At 58.9% G+C, this 16,382-nt stretch carries 19 protein-coding genes; 8 read left to right on the top strand and 11 right to left on the bottom strand.

Annotated features, from left to right (window positions below; translation table 11 throughout):
* Positions 1–141: 141 nt before the first annotated feature.
* Complete coding sequence (locus RG836_RS08780) at positions 142–957, bottom strand: DUF1206 domain-containing protein (RefSeq protein ID WP_310844796.1); 816 nt, start codon at positions 955–957, stop codon at positions 142–144.
* Between the two features lie 508 nt (positions 958–1,465).
* On the opposite strand from RG836_RS08780, the gene RG836_RS08775 reads away from it, so the two are divergent.
* Positions 1,466–1,825, top strand: a complete 360-nt coding sequence (locus RG836_RS08775) for a DUF6124 family protein (RefSeq protein ID WP_310844795.1) — start codon at positions 1,466–1,468, stop codon at positions 1,823–1,825.
* Positions 1,826–1,922: 97 nt separating this feature from the next.
* Here RG836_RS08775 and RG836_RS08770 read toward each other — a convergent pair whose 3' ends face one another.
* From RG836_RS08770 to RG836_RS08760, 3 genes are all read right to left on the bottom strand, one after another.
* On the bottom strand, positions 1,923–2,339 hold the full coding sequence (locus tag RG836_RS08770) for a nuclear transport factor 2 family protein (protein WP_310844794.1): 417 nt from the start codon (positions 2,337–2,339) through the stop codon (positions 1,923–1,925).
* Between the two features lie 91 nt (positions 2,340–2,430).
* Positions 2,431–3,051, bottom strand: a complete 621-nt coding sequence (locus RG836_RS08765) for an NADPH-dependent F420 reductase (protein WP_310844793.1) — start codon at positions 3,049–3,051, stop codon at positions 2,431–2,433.
* Positions 3,052–3,165: 114 nt separating this feature from the next.
* Positions 3,166–4,131, bottom strand: coding sequence for an SDR family oxidoreductase (locus RG836_RS08760; RefSeq protein ID WP_310844792.1), 966 nt, complete (start codon positions 4,129–4,131; stop codon positions 3,166–3,168).
* Between the two features lie 150 nt (positions 4,132–4,281).
* On the opposite strand from RG836_RS08760, the gene RG836_RS08755 reads away from it, so the two are divergent.
* Positions 4,282–4,734, top strand: coding sequence for a winged helix-turn-helix transcriptional regulator (locus tag RG836_RS08755; protein WP_310844791.1), 453 nt, complete (start codon positions 4,282–4,284; stop codon positions 4,732–4,734).
* 40 nt (positions 4,735–4,774) lie between these two features.
* On the opposite strand, the gene RG836_RS08750 is transcribed toward RG836_RS08755, so the two are convergent.
* The 3 genes from RG836_RS08750 to RG836_RS08740 form a co-directional block, all read right to left on the bottom strand.
* A complete protein-coding gene (locus RG836_RS08750) occupies positions 4,775–5,416 on the bottom strand; it encodes a Rossmann-fold NAD(P)-binding domain-containing protein (RefSeq protein WP_310844790.1) in 642 nt (213 codons plus the stop codon).
* Positions 5,417–5,469: 53 nt separating this feature from the next.
* The gene (locus RG836_RS08745) at positions 5,470–5,976 is read right to left on the bottom strand and encodes an RNA polymerase sigma factor (RefSeq protein WP_310844789.1); all 507 of its coding nucleotides are present in this window, start codon (positions 5,974–5,976) and stop codon (positions 5,470–5,472) included.
* A 290-nt stretch (positions 5,977–6,266) separates the two neighbouring features.
* Entirely contained in the window at positions 6,267–7,172 is a 906-nt protein-coding gene (locus RG836_RS08740; protein ID WP_310844788.1) for an AraC family transcriptional regulator, read from the bottom strand.
* Positions 7,173–7,273: 101 nt separating this feature from the next.
* On the opposite strand from RG836_RS08740, the gene RG836_RS08735 reads away from it, so the two are divergent.
* Positions 7,274–8,029 (top strand): SDR family oxidoreductase, encoded by a 756-nt coding sequence (locus RG836_RS08735; RefSeq protein WP_310844787.1) that lies wholly within the window; start codon positions 7,274–7,276, stop codon positions 8,027–8,029.
* A gap of 169 nt (positions 8,030–8,198) precedes the next feature.
* Here RG836_RS08735 and RG836_RS08730 read toward each other — a convergent pair whose 3' ends face one another.
* Entirely contained in the window at positions 8,199–8,489 is a 291-nt protein-coding gene (locus RG836_RS08730; RefSeq protein ID WP_310844786.1) for a hypothetical protein, read from the bottom strand.
* Entirely contained in the window at positions 8,486–9,304 is an 819-nt protein-coding gene (locus RG836_RS08725; RefSeq protein WP_310844785.1) for an NAD(P)H-dependent oxidoreductase, read from the bottom strand. Before RG836_RS08725 ends, RG836_RS08730 begins: the two co-directional genes overlap by 4 nt.
* Before the next feature lie 89 nt (positions 9,305–9,393).
* Here RG836_RS08725 and RG836_RS08720 point away from each other — a divergent pair, with 89 nt between their 5' ends.
* Complete coding sequence (locus RG836_RS08720; protein ID WP_310844784.1) at positions 9,394–10,314, top strand: LysR family transcriptional regulator; 921 nt, start codon at positions 9,394–9,396, stop codon at positions 10,312–10,314.
* Between the two features lie 258 nt (positions 10,315–10,572).
* Positions 10,573–10,965, top strand: a complete 393-nt coding sequence (locus RG836_RS08715) for a LysR substrate-binding domain-containing protein (protein WP_310844783.1) — start codon at positions 10,573–10,575, stop codon at positions 10,963–10,965.
* 180 nt (positions 10,966–11,145) lie between these two features.
* Here the strand turns inward: RG836_RS08715 and RG836_RS08710 are convergent, their stop codons facing one another.
* The gene (locus RG836_RS08710; RefSeq protein ID WP_310844782.1) at positions 11,146–12,042 is read right to left on the bottom strand and encodes an AraC family transcriptional regulator; all 897 of its coding nucleotides are present in this window, start codon (positions 12,040–12,042) and stop codon (positions 11,146–11,148) included.
* A gap of 138 nt (positions 12,043–12,180) precedes the next feature.
* Between RG836_RS08710 and RG836_RS08705 the strand changes: the two genes are divergently transcribed.
* The 3 genes from RG836_RS08705 to RG836_RS08695 are packed head-to-tail and all read left to right on the top strand — an operon-like array spanning position 12,181 to position 14,334.
* The gene (locus RG836_RS08705; RefSeq protein WP_310844781.1) at positions 12,181–12,924 is read left to right on the top strand and encodes an SDR family NAD(P)-dependent oxidoreductase; all 744 of its coding nucleotides are present in this window, start codon (positions 12,181–12,183) and stop codon (positions 12,922–12,924) included.
* A gap of 34 nt (positions 12,925–12,958) precedes the next feature.
* Complete coding sequence (locus tag RG836_RS08700; protein ID WP_310844780.1) at positions 12,959–13,360, top strand: VOC family protein; 402 nt, start codon at positions 12,959–12,961, stop codon at positions 13,358–13,360.
* On the top strand, positions 13,357–14,334 hold the full coding sequence (locus tag RG836_RS08695; RefSeq protein ID WP_310844779.1) for a saccharopine dehydrogenase family protein: 978 nt from the start codon (positions 13,357–13,359) through the stop codon (positions 14,332–14,334). Before RG836_RS08700 ends, RG836_RS08695 begins: the two co-directional genes overlap by 4 nt.
* Positions 14,335–14,612: 278 nt before the next feature.
* On the opposite strand, the gene RG836_RS08690 is transcribed toward RG836_RS08695, so the two are convergent.
* Positions 14,613–15,869 (bottom strand): MFS transporter, encoded by a 1,257-nt coding sequence (locus tag RG836_RS08690; RefSeq protein ID WP_310844778.1) that lies wholly within the window; start codon positions 15,867–15,869, stop codon positions 14,613–14,615.
* Positions 15,870–16,382 lie beyond the last annotated feature (513 nt).

Genomic DNA, 16,382 nt, shown 5'->3' with positions numbered 1-16,382 from the left:
CAGCAGGGATGGTTTGATGGCGCCATCTTATTACTGGAGCAAAAAGCGATAGAGCCCCTAATTTGAATTTCACTTATTACATTGGGTAATCAACAGTCGAGACTTGCTTTATTTCGTGCTGGGTAGGATGCCGTGATTGGATTACGGGGTTCTCAATACACCCGGCACATCCATATTGATCTTGCGCCAGAACGCTTCAGCAAAGCTGTAAACCGAGAAAGCAATCAGCCCCAAAGCCATCACGATCAAAATCAGCCATCCGGCCGGCAGATTCTGCAGTGCGTCGAGGGCTTCCTTCATGCCCGGTGGATTCATGGCTTGATAAGTGGAACCGCTGATTGCCAGCAGCAGTGCAATCTCGATAAACACCACTCCACGGGCGATCAGACCAAACCGCGACACCGGACGGACGTAGCGCATGACATCTTCGTCGGCCTCGAAATACTTTTCGAACGACGCCTTCCAGCCTTTGATGATGTGAGCGATCCCGACACCCAACGGGATGAGCGCGATCAGATACACCAACAGATTCGAGTATTCCCAAGACAAAAGATGCGCCAGCCAGTCTTTGGTTTGCCCACCGGAATCGCCCGAGCTTTTAATGCCGCTGATGAGCAGGCCCAATGCAAAAAACGCCAGAGCACCGTTGACCAGACCTCCCGCAAACAGCCCGATACGAATCACCAAACCTTTGGCTTCTGTGCCGTGATGATCGACATCGCGGGTCGCTTGCAGGAATCGCCAAGCGGCAAATGCAAGCAGACCCGCCACCACCAACCCAACTAAAAAATAGCCGAATGGCTGGCTTAACAGCGCTTCGAGGCTACTGTGGCTGTCTTTCGGTTTGGTCGAATCATGTGCGGCCAGCAACGCGAAGATACCGATGATCAAATAAAGCATGCCTCGAGCGGCATAGCCCCCCCGAGCGAGTATGACAAGGCTGTTGTGCGCGGACATGGGTTGTATTTCCTTAAGGTAATACAGAGAGCAGACCCGTGTTGGCGGGAGGGGTTCTATTAGTTATTCGATGACCGGGTTCTAGAGACAGTAGCAACCGTTTTGGAGCGCAACATTCCGGACTATGAAACACCCCGGTATGTCACTGATTAAACGCACTGCCCCGAGCTTGTTTAGTCGACCTGCGCGTTACTTCTAGAAAGCTACAAGAACTTGTGCCATTGCCTACGCTTCAGACAGAATCCGCCGGCTTGTTCGCCTTGCGGTCGGTCGGTAACTTGATTGCCGTCACTGCCCATCAGTGGCCGGGTTTAGTCGCCCGACGTTATCAGCAAAGTGCACGAGTGCCGTTTAGTCGGGTATTTCCTTATCCGAACTCAATGGTGGCTGTGCGCAGGGCGCTTCGGCGCGCCGGCAATGCTGATTCTCACCGGTCGACTAACCTGCACACAGCCGCCACCCACTCGTTTAGTCGCGAAGGGGCTGCGGCTTCACGGAGAATCAGCCTATGTTCAAGCCAACACCCAACCCGCCCGAAACCGATAACGCATCACCTTACGAAAACCCCCACACCAAGAAATTTCACGAAGCCGCCGACCGCGCCCTCGACTATTACCTCAACACTGAGAACATCAAGGCCAGCAGCCGCACGCCGAGCACGATGTTTGTCATCAATCCCGACTTCGACACTGAAACTTTGCTAGTGCACGCGTGTGAATCGCTGGCCTCGGCGAATGTCATGGCCGGCGATCTGGCGGGCACGCTGGAGGGGCCGAGTCGCAACGCGTTGTTGGGAATCGTGCAGATCATCATGCTCGGAGAACTGGCGGTGAACCGCGCGCTGGATCGACTGGAACCGGCGACCTGACTGAGGGCGCCGGGCGAGGAGGGGGGTATGGACGGGAGCAATAAGCCGACACGTCAACCCCCACCTTATGACCGGAGCAAATAGCGTCAGACCCCCATCAAGTCCCGGAACCCGCCTCTATCTCGCAGGCCCGTGCCAGTGCCTGGGTGTCGATATACTCGCGAATGTGCGTCAGCTTTCCGTTTCGCACGGTAATGGCGAACACCCAGTTGTCTGCCCACGTTTTATGGGTGGCTTTGATGATGCCCTTGGCGAAGCCGACGACCAGAACTCGGTCGCCCTGCGCCACATATTCATGGAACTCCATGACGGACGTCTCCAGCTTTTCGCAAGCCTCGCGAGTCAGATCTGCCAACCCTGAGTGGCCGCGATGCGTGCCCGCGAGCGGCCAGTGTTCACCCGGAATGATCCATTCAATATCTTCGGACGCCAGCGCTTGTAGCCCTAGCTGATCGCTGTGGCCCATTGCTTTGAAGAAGTCCTTAACAACCTGGATATTCATCTGTGCGTTCATCAACATCTCTCCCTTTGATCCCGCATCTGATCGCGTCCGTACTGATCAGATGCCTTGAGCGCCTACCCGTGAGGCGCGCGGGGTAGGTGAATCAACCGATATCAACATTCAGGGCAATGTCCCAAGTGCCTGCGCCATTTTTTGCAAGACCGATCATCATCAGACCGAGCGCTTCAAGCGTCTGGGCCATGTGCAAGCCGCCGACATCCAGAGGACGCAGTCCGAGACTTTTGATAAATGTCGAGACGCGCGTCTTGGCCTCTGGATTGTCGGCGGCGATGAACGCGTCGAGAGGACCGCCCTTGGCCAGGACATGGCCGAAGAGGGTGTTGAATGCCTTCACGACCTGGGCACTGGCGGGGACGATCCTGGCGATCTCCTGCGCACCGGAACTGTCGGCGGGAGAGACCAGGCCCTTGAGGTCAGGCGAGGCTGTGTTAGTGATGTCGATGATCACTTTGCCGCCGAGCGCGTCGCCGTAATCGGCCACCACCGACGCCGCAGCGTTGTACGGCACGGCCAAAATGACGATGTCGCCGGCAGGCGCGGCTCCGTAGGTGCCGATGATCGCTGCGCCTGCAAGCGTGTCGGCCAGCGCCTGCGACTTGGCACGGTCGCGGCTGACCACCTCGACGGTGTATCCGGCTTTGGCAGTACGACCGGCGATGGCCGCAGCCATGCCTCCTGAACCGATGATGCTGATCGTGCTCATGTGTTATCTCCAAATGTGTTGGGGTCTTGGCCAACGTCTCTGAACGGCGGATCTGCCGATCTGGATGCCGTGCTCGGGTCAACCCGGTCACGGCATGGCAACGTTGTTGTTCGCTCAGGCGGCGGGGAAGTAGTGGCCATTGTCCATATCGGCATACAGGCCGGGCTGCGTGGGGGTCCAACCGAGTGTCTGGCGCGTGATGTCACTCGACGCCGGCGTATCCAGCGTGACCAGGTTCGCGAGGAAGCCGAAGAAACCCGGCCCCATCATGACGTCCGCAGGAATGGGCACGGCGGGAAGGTTCAGACGGCTGCCAATGGCCTGCGCGATCTCGCGGAACGGGATCGCCCCTTCGGCCACCGCATGCCAGGATTTACCGGCGGGGCTCTTCTCCAATGCCAGACGGAACAGGGTCGCGAGGTCGCGGGCATGCACTGCCGCCCACCGATTGGAGCCGTCGCCGGAGAAGCCAGCAACACCCTTTTCCTTGGCTTGTCCGATCAGAACCTGAAGAAAGCCGGCCTTGTCGGTTGAGCTGTGCATGATTTCAGGAATGCGCACGACTGAAGATCGCACGCCGCGCTGGGCGAGATCGATGACGGTAAGTTCCACGATGTTACGAACCCGCAGGGATCCCTTGTATTGATCGCCCGCCGCAGAAAGAGCCGGATCCTCCTCGGTAACCGGTCGGCTCTGGAGTGGCCGAGGAACAGGCCAGCCCTCGTTGGTTGGCGAACCGATGCTTGCCGACACGACCAGCGGTTTTCCTGTTCCAGCCAAGGCATCGCCGTATGCGAGCATGATCTGGAGCTCCGCGGCGGCTACAGCGTCGAGCCCGCCGGCCGGGAGCAGGTCTTGTCGGTGCGCAACGTGGACCACACCGTCGGCGGCGGCAGCCGCTTGCTTGAGCCCGGCGAGATCATCGAGATCACCGCGACGCACCTTGGCGCCGAGCGCAGTGACTGCCTCTGCTGCACTGGCCGACCGGGCCAAAGCGGTAACTTCGTGGCCGGCGGCGATCAGGTCGCGGATGATATACGGACCGGAATGGCCGGTCCCGCCAGTGACAAATACGTGCATGTCGGTGCTCCTTTGAAGTGATCGTTCAGAAGCGCCGACTCATCCGACGACTGCGATCAACCTGCAATCCATGCTGGTCCACTCACTTGCAAAACGCAAGTGATCAGTAGGAATTTACTTGCACCGTGCAAGCAATGCTAAGATCCGGCCATGAAAACATCATCCAAAGAAGACTTTCGATCACATTGCGCGGTGAACTATGGCGTGGAAATTTTCGGTGACCGGTGGTCGCTGTTGATCATTCGCGACATCGTTTTTGTGGGTAAGAAAACGTATGGCCAGTTTCTGAAGTCGGAAGAAGGCATCGCGTCGAATGTCCTCGCTTCGCGCCTTGCCTTTCTTGAGGGGCAAGGCGTGCTGTTGAAGTCACCCAACCCCGACGACAAGCGCAAGGATTTCTACACGCTGACCGAGAAAGGCTTGGACCTCATTCCCATCGTGCTCAACATCGTGCTGTGGAGTGCGCAGCACGATCCGAAGTCGTACGTACGGAAACTCGACGCGTTCGTGACCCGACTCAGTCAAAACCCCACGCTGGTGAGCGAAGAGTTGAAGGCACTGGTCCGCAACGGTGGGTGTTTGTTTCCGGAGAGCAAGGAGTGATCACGACTGATAGCTCGCCCGCCAAATCAGGTCATCATGCTTATTTGCCGAGCTTGCGTAACTCATCCGATTCCACTACTCGCACGCCGTGATGTTCTTCCAGCGTCAGTTGCCACATGGCGCGGGCCAGTTGGCTGGCGTCGATTGCACGGTATTTGCCGGGGATCAGCCGGGTCAGGGGAGCGGCGAGTTGCTCGCCCAGACGTGGTTTATCGCGTTTACCCAGCAGGAGGGACGGGCGGCAGAGGGTCAGTTGCGGCCAGTTTTGGTCGCGCAGGGCGTTTTCCATTTCGCCTTTGACCCGATTGTAAAACGCCCAGGAATTGACATCAGCCCCAACCGCACTGATCACAATCAGATGCCGCGCGCCCATCTCCCGTGCCCGCTTGGCAAACGCCACTACCATGTCGAGGTCAACGGCGCGGAAGGCTGTTTTTGAGCCGGCCTGTTTGATGGTGGTGCCCAGGCAGCAGTGGGCGATGTCGACCCGGCCGGTGAGTTGCGGCAGGAGAACGCGCAAGTTACCGACCGGATTCTCTAATTGGGGATTTGCCACTAGCGGCCGGCGCGACGGCGCCAATACGCCACCGATCGCAGGTTCATTGAGCAGTCGATCTAAGAGGTATCCACCCGTCAATCCAGTGGCTCCAGCGAGCAATATCCGTTGATGAGTCAAGTGCATAGCGATCCATTTTCTGAAACATTTGAAGGTTGTTATTAGTCACGTAAAGAGATTTATTTAATATCGATATGGTTCGATATCGTTCGGCTCATATTCAGATGGGTTGTCGCAAGTGCGTTTATCACTTCTCGAACTGTGATGCCCATTATAAAAGCAACTTCCGAAACGCTGAAAAACTCAATATTCGCTAACAGGAAAATTTCACGCTGTTCATTTGGAAGTTGACGTGTCGCATTTACAATCCTGACATCTAACGTAGCTGTTGCCATGTCCTCCAGGCCTGTCTTGGGGATCGGTTGCGCTTTTATGTCGCAGCTTTTCCGCCCAAGTCGATCGTGGCCCCGCACGCGGCGTAACGCGCGGTAGAAGGACCAAAATAACCAGAGGCGCGGAGATTTGTCAGACGGTAACGGAAGGCCCTGTTCCACAATAAATGTGCAGGCCGAATGCACCAGTTGCTCTGCCAATTCAACGTCGTAGGTTAATCTCCAAACGTGCGCCCAAAGTCTTGGAAGCATCTCCTTAATTAATTCGGAACTTGAATGATCAGCGTAAGGCATGTCGAAGCAATCCCTGTAGTCAGCCAGCCAGTTAGTTGGAATTGACTCGCGAGGTCATTGGACTTCCTCCGTCTTGACTTTTGATATCGAGAGTCGCATGGCAGTGGGTATGTTGTTAAGGGATCTTGTTGTTGGTTTTCGGTGGTTAGATTGAAGGGCGCCATGTTTGCACACTGCATGGTTACTTACAAACGCCAGTTATGAACTATGGGTTCATAGGTTAAGGTGCATTAAATGGATTGTGCGGCAGAGCTTTATTGCGTATCTGGCGGCATTGGTTGCTGGTGCATTCATCCAGCGATTTTTTCCCGCGAATAACGACCAGGCGCCAGCCCTGTATATCGGGTAAACGCGACGCTGAAAGCACTCACGGAACTGTAACCAACCCGCTGCGCAATATCGGCCATGCTCTCGTCGCGAGCACGCAGCAGGTTCTTCGCCAGCGCCATCCGCCAAGCCAGTAAATAGGCCATCGGCGCCATGCCCAGTGCTTGTTTGAAGCGTTCGAAGAACGTGGAGCGGGAGAGGGCGGCTTCCCTGGCGAGTTGCGTCACTGTCCATGACCGGTTCGGCTGCTCGTGCATCCGGCGTATCGCTAGCGCCAGACGTTCATCGCCGAGGCCGCGAAGCAGGCCGGCCGGTGCGGATTCAGTCGCCGTGGCGCGCAGCGCTTCGATGAACAACACCTCCAACAGGTGCGCCAGGATGACATCCCGCGCTGGGCGCTGCCCCCGCGCTTCTTCAGTCACCAGCTCCACCAGCATGGCCAACCTGCGCGCGCCGCGCACGTGGATCAGTTGCGGGAGCAGCGAGACCAGCAACGCCGCATCCGGCGAACCAAAGGTGCAATGGCCCACCAACAATTGAGCATCGTGCGGGACATCTCGGGTGCCCAAGCGGATATCGCGCGGACGCACCTCGACGGGCTGAGTATCGACCGCATCGTCAGCCATCGGCTCAAGGCTCATCATCGTGAAGTCGTAGGCTGCCGGGATCAGCACAAAGTCCCCGGCCTGCAAGGTGATCGTCGAATGCCCGGCCACCGACAGCCGGCTGCCACCTTCGAGAATCGCACAGTAAAACGGCTGACCCGACACCGAGCGCCGCACCCGCCAAGCGCCGGCACCGCTGACAATTTTGGAGAGCGAAGCGCCGGGTTTTAGAAGCGTGACCACTTGGGCGAGCGGGTCGAGCATTTCGGACTCCTGCGAAAGATAAGTGGACTGGAGATGATATTAAGTCCGGATACGAGAGCCTATCGTTGCATCCCTGTCAACTATCGGGATGCAAACCACTTATGAAAACTGTGCTGATTACGGGATGTTCTTCCGGCTTTGGTCTCGCCACTGCTCACTATTTTCTCGAGCGAGGCTGGAAGGTCGTCGCGACCATGCGCACGCCAAACGAGGGCCTTTTGCCAGCGACCGAGCACCTGCGTATGCTGGCCCTCGACGTGACGGATCCGAGCAGTATTCAACAGGCCGTTGAAGCCGCAGGGCCGATCGATGTGCTGGTCAATAACGCCGGGATCGGTTTGCTCGGTGCCCTCGAAGGCATCTCGATTCCAGTGATACGCGAGATTTTTGAAACCAACACCTTTGGCACCATGGCGATGACGCAGGCGGTGCTCCCGCAGTTTCGGCAGCGTAGAAGCGGGGTGGTGATTAACGTCACCTCAAGCGTGACGATCAAGTCACTGCCGCTGCTCAGCGTCTACACCGCCAGCAAGGCAGCAGTGAATGCCTTTACCGAATCTCTGGCGCTTGAGCTTGAACCCTTCAACGTTCGCGTGAACCTGGTCCTGCCAGGGCGAGCGCCCACCACCGACTTCGGCAAAAATGCGCAACCGCGTATGCAGGGCAGCATCCCGGAGGCCTATACAGAGCTGGCGCAACAGATCTTTGCCGATTGGGCGCAGTTGACCTCAGTCACCGAAGCTCGGGACGTCGCTGAGGCCATATGGCTCGCGGCGAACGACCCAACCGCGCCAAAGCGCATTGTGGCTGGCGCGGATGCGATTGAGATTGAGAGCGAGATGGTTGCGTCTGCTTAAGGCTGTTGACGCTTGTTGTATGTCCGGTGCGCCGCAATTGTCGCTGCCGGTGGTAGCGGGGGATACGACGAGTTGCGGCTTAGCGTAGCGCGCATGCTGCGAGCAAATCCTGCCGCAGCATGCAGCGCCGTTTAAACGGGGTTGAACACTGATCTGCGCTCATCGTTAATCAAGAGGAAACGAGCTTCTCGTAGTCAGAGAAGGGCTTGAGCGCACAATACTGCACGTGCAGCAGATTCTCTTTAACGTAAGGCAGCGCCTCGATGTATTCACGAGCCTCTTCGAAGGTGGTGGACTCTAACTCAAACGCTGCACCGGGACCGGCGGCCAGTCCATGGACTGCGCGCACAATACCGTCGGCGAAGCCTTGCCAAACGTGTAATACCTCCGGTTTCGCCAGTCGCTTGAAGTCCTCTGCCGGTCCATCAGCACGGCGAGTCAGAATCACGAAGGTTTTCATAACGCCACCTTCGTTTCATGCGGCTGCGGCTGTGCTGTTTCGCCACTAGCGATGTGCACCATTATGCCGGTCTGGCCGACGGCCACGTGCTGTTTAAGCTCGTTGTGGGGAGTGTAGTCCCCACCGTTTTGCGGCCGAAAAGGTATCGGCGCGTCGGTGAACAAATCCTTGAGACGGGTGCGCCAAGCCTCTTTGGCTGCTGTAGCCTGTGCGGCGGTCAAGTTGCCAGTGCCGTATACGGCGAATGTAGGCAGCACATCGAACCCAGGAAAGTAGAGTGAGCCGTGCGTGATCGGAAACAGCAATTGCTCAATCGGCCCGTTAATACCGCGCGGCGAGTAGTCTGCTGCGGGGCCGCCGACAGCGACTGACAACAGGGCCCGCTTTCCCTTGAAGGCCCCGTCACCATAGCGGTAAGTATTGCCAGCGTCCTTGTAGCCGTGGGCGAGCCCGGCCGCCCAAACGCGATCTATCCATCCCTTCATGATGGCCGGCATGCCGTACCACCACAGTGGAAACTGGAAGATGACAGCATCTGCCGCTAGAACCTTGTCCTGCTCTGCTGCCACGTCCGCGCTTTGGCGGCGATGACGGTAGGCGTGGGCGGACTCTGCGCCGAACGACAGCCGCTCAAGGTTGGCCCGCTCAGGAAAGTCGTGCTCGTCGAACGTTGCTTTCCAGCCCATGGCGTATAGATCGGATAGCAAGACCTCGTGGCCTTGCGCAGTCAGGCATTCAACAGACACATCCACCAGTTGACGCGTTAGCGACGAAGGCTCGGGATGGGCGTAAATGATCAGTACTCTTTTCGACATGAATGACGGCTCCGCTGTGAGGTCGATGAAGTGTCGCGGGGCTCGGACAATCTGTGAAATCGCAAAATTTTCCTGCTAGCATAAGATCGATGGATACCAGACGCCTTGATCTCAATCTGCTTGTGACTTTGGAAGCCCTTCTCATCGAGCAGAACGTGACCAGGGCGGCGGCCCGTCTGTATTTAAGCCAGCCAGCGGTCAGTGCACAGTTGGGCCGCCTGCGCGACGTCTTCAACGACCCTCTCCTGATCCCCGCGCAGCGCGGGATGACCCCCACCGTCAAAGCCTTGGAACTCCTCGTCCCGCTTCGCCAGGCACTTGACCAAGTGAGGGCTGCGGTCACTACTCACCTGAATTTCGAACCTGCGACGGCGAACTTAACGGTATCAATCGCCTGCACGGATTACGTGCAGGCGGTCTTGATCAAACATCTCGTTGTCGCCATGCGACGCGAAGCACCGGGTGTTCGCATCGCCCTGCGCATCCTGGACGTACCACAGCTAGAGTTGCAGATGACCCGCGGTGAGGTGGATCTGGCCGTGATCAACATGAACGGCGCTCCGCCCGCACTGCTGTCTCAACATCTCTATGATGAGAGTTACGTGCTGATCGGGCGCCGTGGGCACCCAAGCCTGCACGCCGACCTGACGGTGGATGAGTTCGCGCAACTGGAACATGTCGTGGTGTCACTGCGCGGCGGAGGCTTCTCGACCTCAGTGGATAACGCCTTGGTCGCGCGGGGGCTGCGGCGTAACGTCGTTTTGTCGGCGTCGTCATTCCTTCCAGTTCCGGAGTTGGTCGCGGAGTCGGATTGTGTGGCGCTGGTTCCACGTCGTCTCGTAGAAGGTCATGGCGAGCAACTGCTGTGCGTAGCCCCACCATTGCCGGTGGAAGGTTTTCCGATTGGCATGTTCTGGCATGAGCGGTCGGATGGGCACGCCGGCTTCAGATGGGTGCGTGAGTTCATTACGCGCGTAGCCGATTCTCGGGCATCCAAGCTGACCGGGTAGAGGACGGTTCGACTGCATCGAACCGTCCTGCGAGGCACTTAAACGCATGATTGAAATGCGACGTCACTTGGCTTGCGATGGCGGGTTTCGAGCATCTTTGAAAACGGCCTCAACGCAAAAAGACCGCTGCCAAGTTGGCAGCGGCCGTGCTGGAAAAGTTCGTAAGGGATGAGCGATCAGGCCACTGTCGAATAGTCGGTGTACCCATCCGCGTAGCCTTGCGGGCTGCTGCCAAAATAGGTGCTGGGGTCCGCGGCATTGAGCGCCCATCACTGCATCACCTCACCCTCGCACGGTGGCCCCCGTACTACTTGGCGGCTGGGCGGTGTCGATAATCAAGCGGCGACCATCGAAGTGGACGGACCCTTTCAAGCCAATACGTCTTCTGCGCAGCTCGAGGCTGCACTGGCCGGATTGGGCATCGCGCTGCTACCTGTCGCTCTGAGCGCTGCCCATATCGATGCAGGCCGCCTGAAAGAAGTGCTCCCTGCTTACACTTCAGGCGCAATAGGCGTGCATTTTGTCTATCACAGCCGCCGTCAACTCCCCCGGGCGGTATCCGCGTTCATCGAATTCGCAGCAAACACCATCAAGGAATTGGGCTTGATGGACATTGGTCAGCGCGGTGCGAGTTCTATGCTTGAACGGTAGAGGGGCTGTTCGCGTTCCGCTTGCGCGGCCGCTATCGGCCAGAAGCGGGACGTCCCGCCCATGACTTTGGGAAGCATAGGATTTGAGGCTGGTGGCGTCGCCAAGTATCCGTAGTGCGCTGCGGGGAACTGCCATACGAAGCGAAATAGCTGCCACTCACAGTTACCTGCGGTATGCGGCTCAATCGGCTCCAGTGACTTTCACCTGCGCATGGATTTTGCTCGCATCCTGTGATGGGGGAAGCCCAAACACCTTTGCGTAGTCCCGGCTGAACTGGGTTGCGCTTTCGTACCCCACCTCGAATGCAGCGGCCATGACACTCTTTGCATTCGCCACCATCAGTGTTCTGGCCTGGAGCAGGCGCACGCGTTTCTGATATTGCAACGGACTGAGGTTGGTCACGGCCTTGAAGTGGCGGTGAAACGCCGAGACGCTCATCGACGCTCGCTCGGCCAAGCGCTCGACGCCAATGGGTTGGGCAAAGTCCTGACGAATCCACTGTACCGCAAGGTTCACTCGGGCCATCGCGCTGTCGGGCGCCGCGATCTCTCGCAGCATCCAGCCGAGGGGACCCTGAAGCACGCGGAAGATGATCTCTCGCTCGTAGACCGGGGCCAGCGCTGCGATGGCAGCCGGATCGCCCATGAGTCTGAGCATGCGCACCCAGGCGTCCATGAGGTCAGTGGTCATGGACGCGACTGAAAATCCAGGCGTGTGATCGACGCGACTGGCAGGTTTGGGCAGGTCGGCGAACAGGGTAGATAACACTGTTGGGTTGAGCGTCAGGCTGACAGCCAGATAAGGCTCCCCGGTTTCGGCGGGGTGTACCGAACCCACGGCAGGCAGGTCGATGGACATGACGAAATAAGTCGCGGGGTCATACCGCAGCGTGCGGTCGCCCACGGTCATGCTTTTGCTGCCTTGCAGAATCACATTGATCATCGGGTCATAGACCGCCGCGAGCATGTGCTCGGGGATCTTGCCCTTGACCATGGCCACACGCGGAATACCGGTTTCCGTACGCCGGTTTTCCGCCTTGGCCGCGAGTGACCTGAGTTCGTTCAGTTGATTGTCCATGGCATGCATGCTGAGGGCAGACGCTTGTGTGCTGCAAGCAAAAAGCAGAAACAGGCAGGTTTCGAGCAGGAACGGATGCGCTTCGGTCTGTAAGGCTCAGTACGCTGGGTTCTGATTCGAAGCACAGAGGAACAGCACATGAGCGTTATTGTTATTACAGGTGGGAGTCGCGGCATCGGGGCCAGCGCTGCCGAGCATATTGCGCGGCGCGGTATGGGTGTCATCCTGACCTACAACAGTCATCCAGAAGCAGCCGCTTCAGTTGTGGAGCGTATTGAGCACGCGGGAGGCAAGGCCGTTGCGCTCAAGCTCGATGTGGCTGACGTTACAAGTTTCTCCGGGTTTCGCGAGTCAGTGAAACTTGCCTTGCGGGAGATTTGGGGCCTCACCACCCTCAGTGGCCTGGTCAACAATGCCGGGTATGGTCTGTTCAACCCCTTGGCCAGCGTCAGCGAAGCGCAGTTTGATGGCCTGTTCAATGTGCATCTCAAAGGCCCGTTTTTCCTCACGCAGACATTGCTGCCGCTACTGGCGGACGGCGCGAGTATCGTCAACCTGACCAGCGCGACCACTCGTGTCGCCACGGCGGGTGTTGCGCCTTATGCGGCGTTCAAGGGCGGGCTCGAAGTACTCACCCGTTACATGGCCAAAGAATTTGGCGAACGACGGATTCGCGCCAACGCGGTGTCCCCCGGCGCGATCCGTACCGAACTTGGCGGCGGTTTGAACGACGAGTTCGAGGCTTTGCTGGCGGGGCAGACTGCACTGGGTAGGGTGGGTGAGCCGGAGGACGTCGCGCACGTGATCGCCAGTTTGCTGTCGCGGGACGGCAGCTGGATCAATGCCCAGACCATCGAGGTCGCTGGCGGCTACAACATCTGAGTCGCCTGCCACTACCCCATTTGAGGATTACGCAATGCTGGATCATGTCTTTTTGTCGGTAAGCGACATCACCCGTTCCATCCGCTTCTACGAAGCTGCCTTGACCCCGTTAGGCATTACCGCGCGCTTGGACTACGACGGCAAAGATGGCCCGCTGGGGCATCCCGACCTCAAAGGTTTCGGCGCCAATGGCCGAATGTTTTTCTGGCTGCGTGAGGGGGTCGTTGAAGGACGTGCCGCCCATGTGGGTTTCGTTGCCAGGAGCAAGGCTGAGGTGGACGCCGCCTATGCCGCAGCCATGAAAGAGGGCGCGGTCGATAACGGCTCGCCGGGTGCACGTTTGCACTATGATCCGGATTACTATGCCGCCAATGTGTTGGACCCGGACGGGTACAGCCTTGAATTCGTTTATAAAAAATGGCAGCACGTCCAATGAGCGCGCTGCTGATCTATGGCGCCACCGGCTATAGCGGTCGCATGGCCGCTGAACGGGCAAAAATGCTGGGCTTGCGGTTCGAAATCGCCGGGCGCGATCAAGCGCGTCTGGCGGTACTCGCTGCGCATCTGGACGTGCCGTTTCGGGTGTTCGATGCCGACGCGGATGCAGTGGGCGCGTTGTCCGGTATCTCTGTCCTGCTCAATTGCGCCGGCCCTTTTGCGCACACCGCAGAGCCGTTGATGCGTGCCTGTATCAAGGCCAGTGTCGACTATCTGGACATCACCGCAGAGATCAACGTCTATCGGCTGGCCGAGCAACTGGGCGCAGAGGCCGTTTCGCATCAGGTCATGCTCTTGCCCGGCGTGGGTTGGGACGTGGTGCCGACCGATTCGCTGGCGGTGCATGTCGCCAAGCGTGTCGAACAGCCTTTTGCACTGAGCATCGCGCTTCAGGTCCCAGGTTCGATGTCACGTGGCTCGGCCATGAGCGTCAGTGAAATCATCGGGGCAGGGGTCATGGCGAGGATCGATGGGGAGCTGATCGCCACGCCTGACGCCACGCCGCGTCATTTCGATTTCGGTGATGGCCCGGTCCTGTGCGCACCGCTATCGTTTGGTGACCTGGTGACGGGCTGGCACTCGACTGGCATCCCGAACATCGCGATGTTCGTGCACATCTCAGGCGATGCGTTTCCAGAAGGAGATCTCTCAACACTGCCTGATGGTCCGACGTCTGAGGAAAGGGAGGCGCATCGTGCCCGAGCAGTTGTTGAGGTCATGGGTGCTGACCGAGTAATCGCCCGGTCTGTGATCGAAACTGTGAACGGCTACTCCTACACGCCTCTCGCGGCAGTGGAGGCAGCGCGTCGGGTGCTGGAAGGTGAGCGTCTGTCGGGTTTCGCTACACCGGCGAAAGCCTTCGGTGGCGGGTTTGCCGAGAGTATCGAGGGGACGTTGATCACCGACTTCTGAGGCCTTCGGGTCAGGCTCGCGCGGCCTCGATTGCCCGCAAATCGAATGCCGCCTGGGAAGGCGACTTCATTGGATCAAGCGTTGCAACGGCATCGGCGTCGGCCACCACATCTGCGGTGTCCAACGCCGATACAGCGTTGCTTTTCAGGCAAGATCGCATCGAAAGTGCGGTCCAGGTCTTGCCATCGAGAGATGGTCGAACATCATACCGGGGCCTCCAGGCTTGGATCCTGAGGCCAGTAGAAGGATCGTGCCGGACTCCATTTCGCAGCGGTGCATCAAGAACCTTGCTCAAGGCGCTCGTCAGCCGCGGAGCACCGTCCGGAGAACAGGGCTATCACCAGGCCCGCAAGCACGAATCCCGCGGCAGCAGCCGGAGTTGCGACCAGGCCGTAATGGGCAACAACAGCGCCCCCGGCCAATGCGCCGGCCGCATTACCGACGTTGAAGGCGGACACTGCGACCGACAAGGCGACATCGGACTGCGCCTTAGCGAGTGCAACGACGCACACTTGTACGGCCGTGACGAACACCCATGCTGCGAAGCCCCACAGCATGGCGATCACGAGCGACACCATAGCGTTCGTGCTGAACATCATCGCACCCAGCAGGATAGCTTGCGCGGCTACCGATCCCAGCATGGTAGTGGTCGCATGACCGTTCGCCAGCTTGCCACCCGCCGCCCCGCCGATAGCTGAAAAGATGCCATATGCGAGCAGCGCGGTCGGCACCGTAGCGGCGGATACGCCGCTAACTTCGGTCCAGAATGGTGCTACATACGTGTATAAGGCGAACCAGCCTGTGTTGATAAGGATGATCGCGAGGTACAGAAGCATTAGGGGGCGGTTGTCGAATACCGAGAACAGCGAGCGGATGCCGTCGATAGCGCCCCTGACGCCCGAACCTAAACTGGCCTGTCCGGGAATTCGCGGTAACAGCAAGTGGGCCGCGGTGGCGACTCCGAATGTCAGAGCCGAGATGATCCCGTATGGTGTGCGCCAGCCCGAGTGCTGGCCAATCCAAGCGCCCAGCGGTGTGCCCAGCACGGTGGCCATAGTGATCCCACCCATCACTATCGCCATCGCTGCGCCCTGGCGGTTCGGCGCTGCTGTCGTGGCAGCGGTGGAGAAGGCGATCCCATAAAACAGGCCGCCGAACGCCCCAGCCACGAAGCGCATCACGACCGCCAGGCTGTACGCGGGTGCCATCACCCCCACAGCATTGGCCGCCATGAAGGCCAGCAGCGCGCCGACCAGCACCTTACGCCGGTCATAGCGGCTCACGGCGCCCGCCAGCAGCGGGCCTCCCACCGCAATGCCTATCGCGAATGCTGTAACCAGCTGGCCGGCAGCCGCTACTGAGACGCCAAGGTCAGCCGCAACATCGGGCAGCGTTCCCATCATCAAAAATTCGGAGGTGCCCACGGCGAACGTCCCCGCCGCCAGAATCAGGAGCTTGCGCCAGCCCAGGCCTTGGTCGGGCCCGACGACGGGCGTAGCCAGGGCTACGCCGTCTGGTTGATTGAATGTACCCATTATGAAAGTTCCAGTTGGTAGTCTGTAAGTCAGCCGTTGCCGGTCACGTTAAGTGAAGCGATGGTCGCCAGCGTCGTAGTCGGCTCAGGGCAACCACGTAATCGCGGTCCGCCTGTGCCGTCACGATCTTGCCGTTGGTACCGATGAATTAGCGCGCCGGCAGCAGCATTCGCCAGAAGGGGGCGCTGTTGTATTGGGACAGTTCGCCGCCGCGCGGGGGATGTACGGCCTTGATCAGGCGCTCTCCCGCGCGGTCGGCGATGCGTTGCCAGCGTCGCTGTGCAGTTTGAAGCCCAGGTCGTGATCGTGAACGGCCTTGAGGCAGAATGCCGGGGCCGTTCAAGTCGAACCTCTCGCGATAGCTTCCCCGGTCTACTCGGCGGTCGGCTTGTCCACGACGCCCTCGGTGCCTGCGCTGTTGAACGTGACATCGAGGGCCACGGGTTTGATGTGTTCAGACATCGAATGCTCCTGGTTGGTTGGCATGTTCAGGACGGGCTGGCGTCGCGGTGG

This window comes from Pseudomonas rhizozeae (genome assembly GCF_031583775.1).
In the GTDB taxonomy this organism is placed as follows: Bacteria; Pseudomonadota; Gammaproteobacteria; order Pseudomonadales; family Pseudomonadaceae; genus Aquipseudomonas.
The sequence above is the reverse complement of the archived record's forward strand: the minus strand, read 5'-3'. Positions and strand labels throughout refer to the sequence as shown.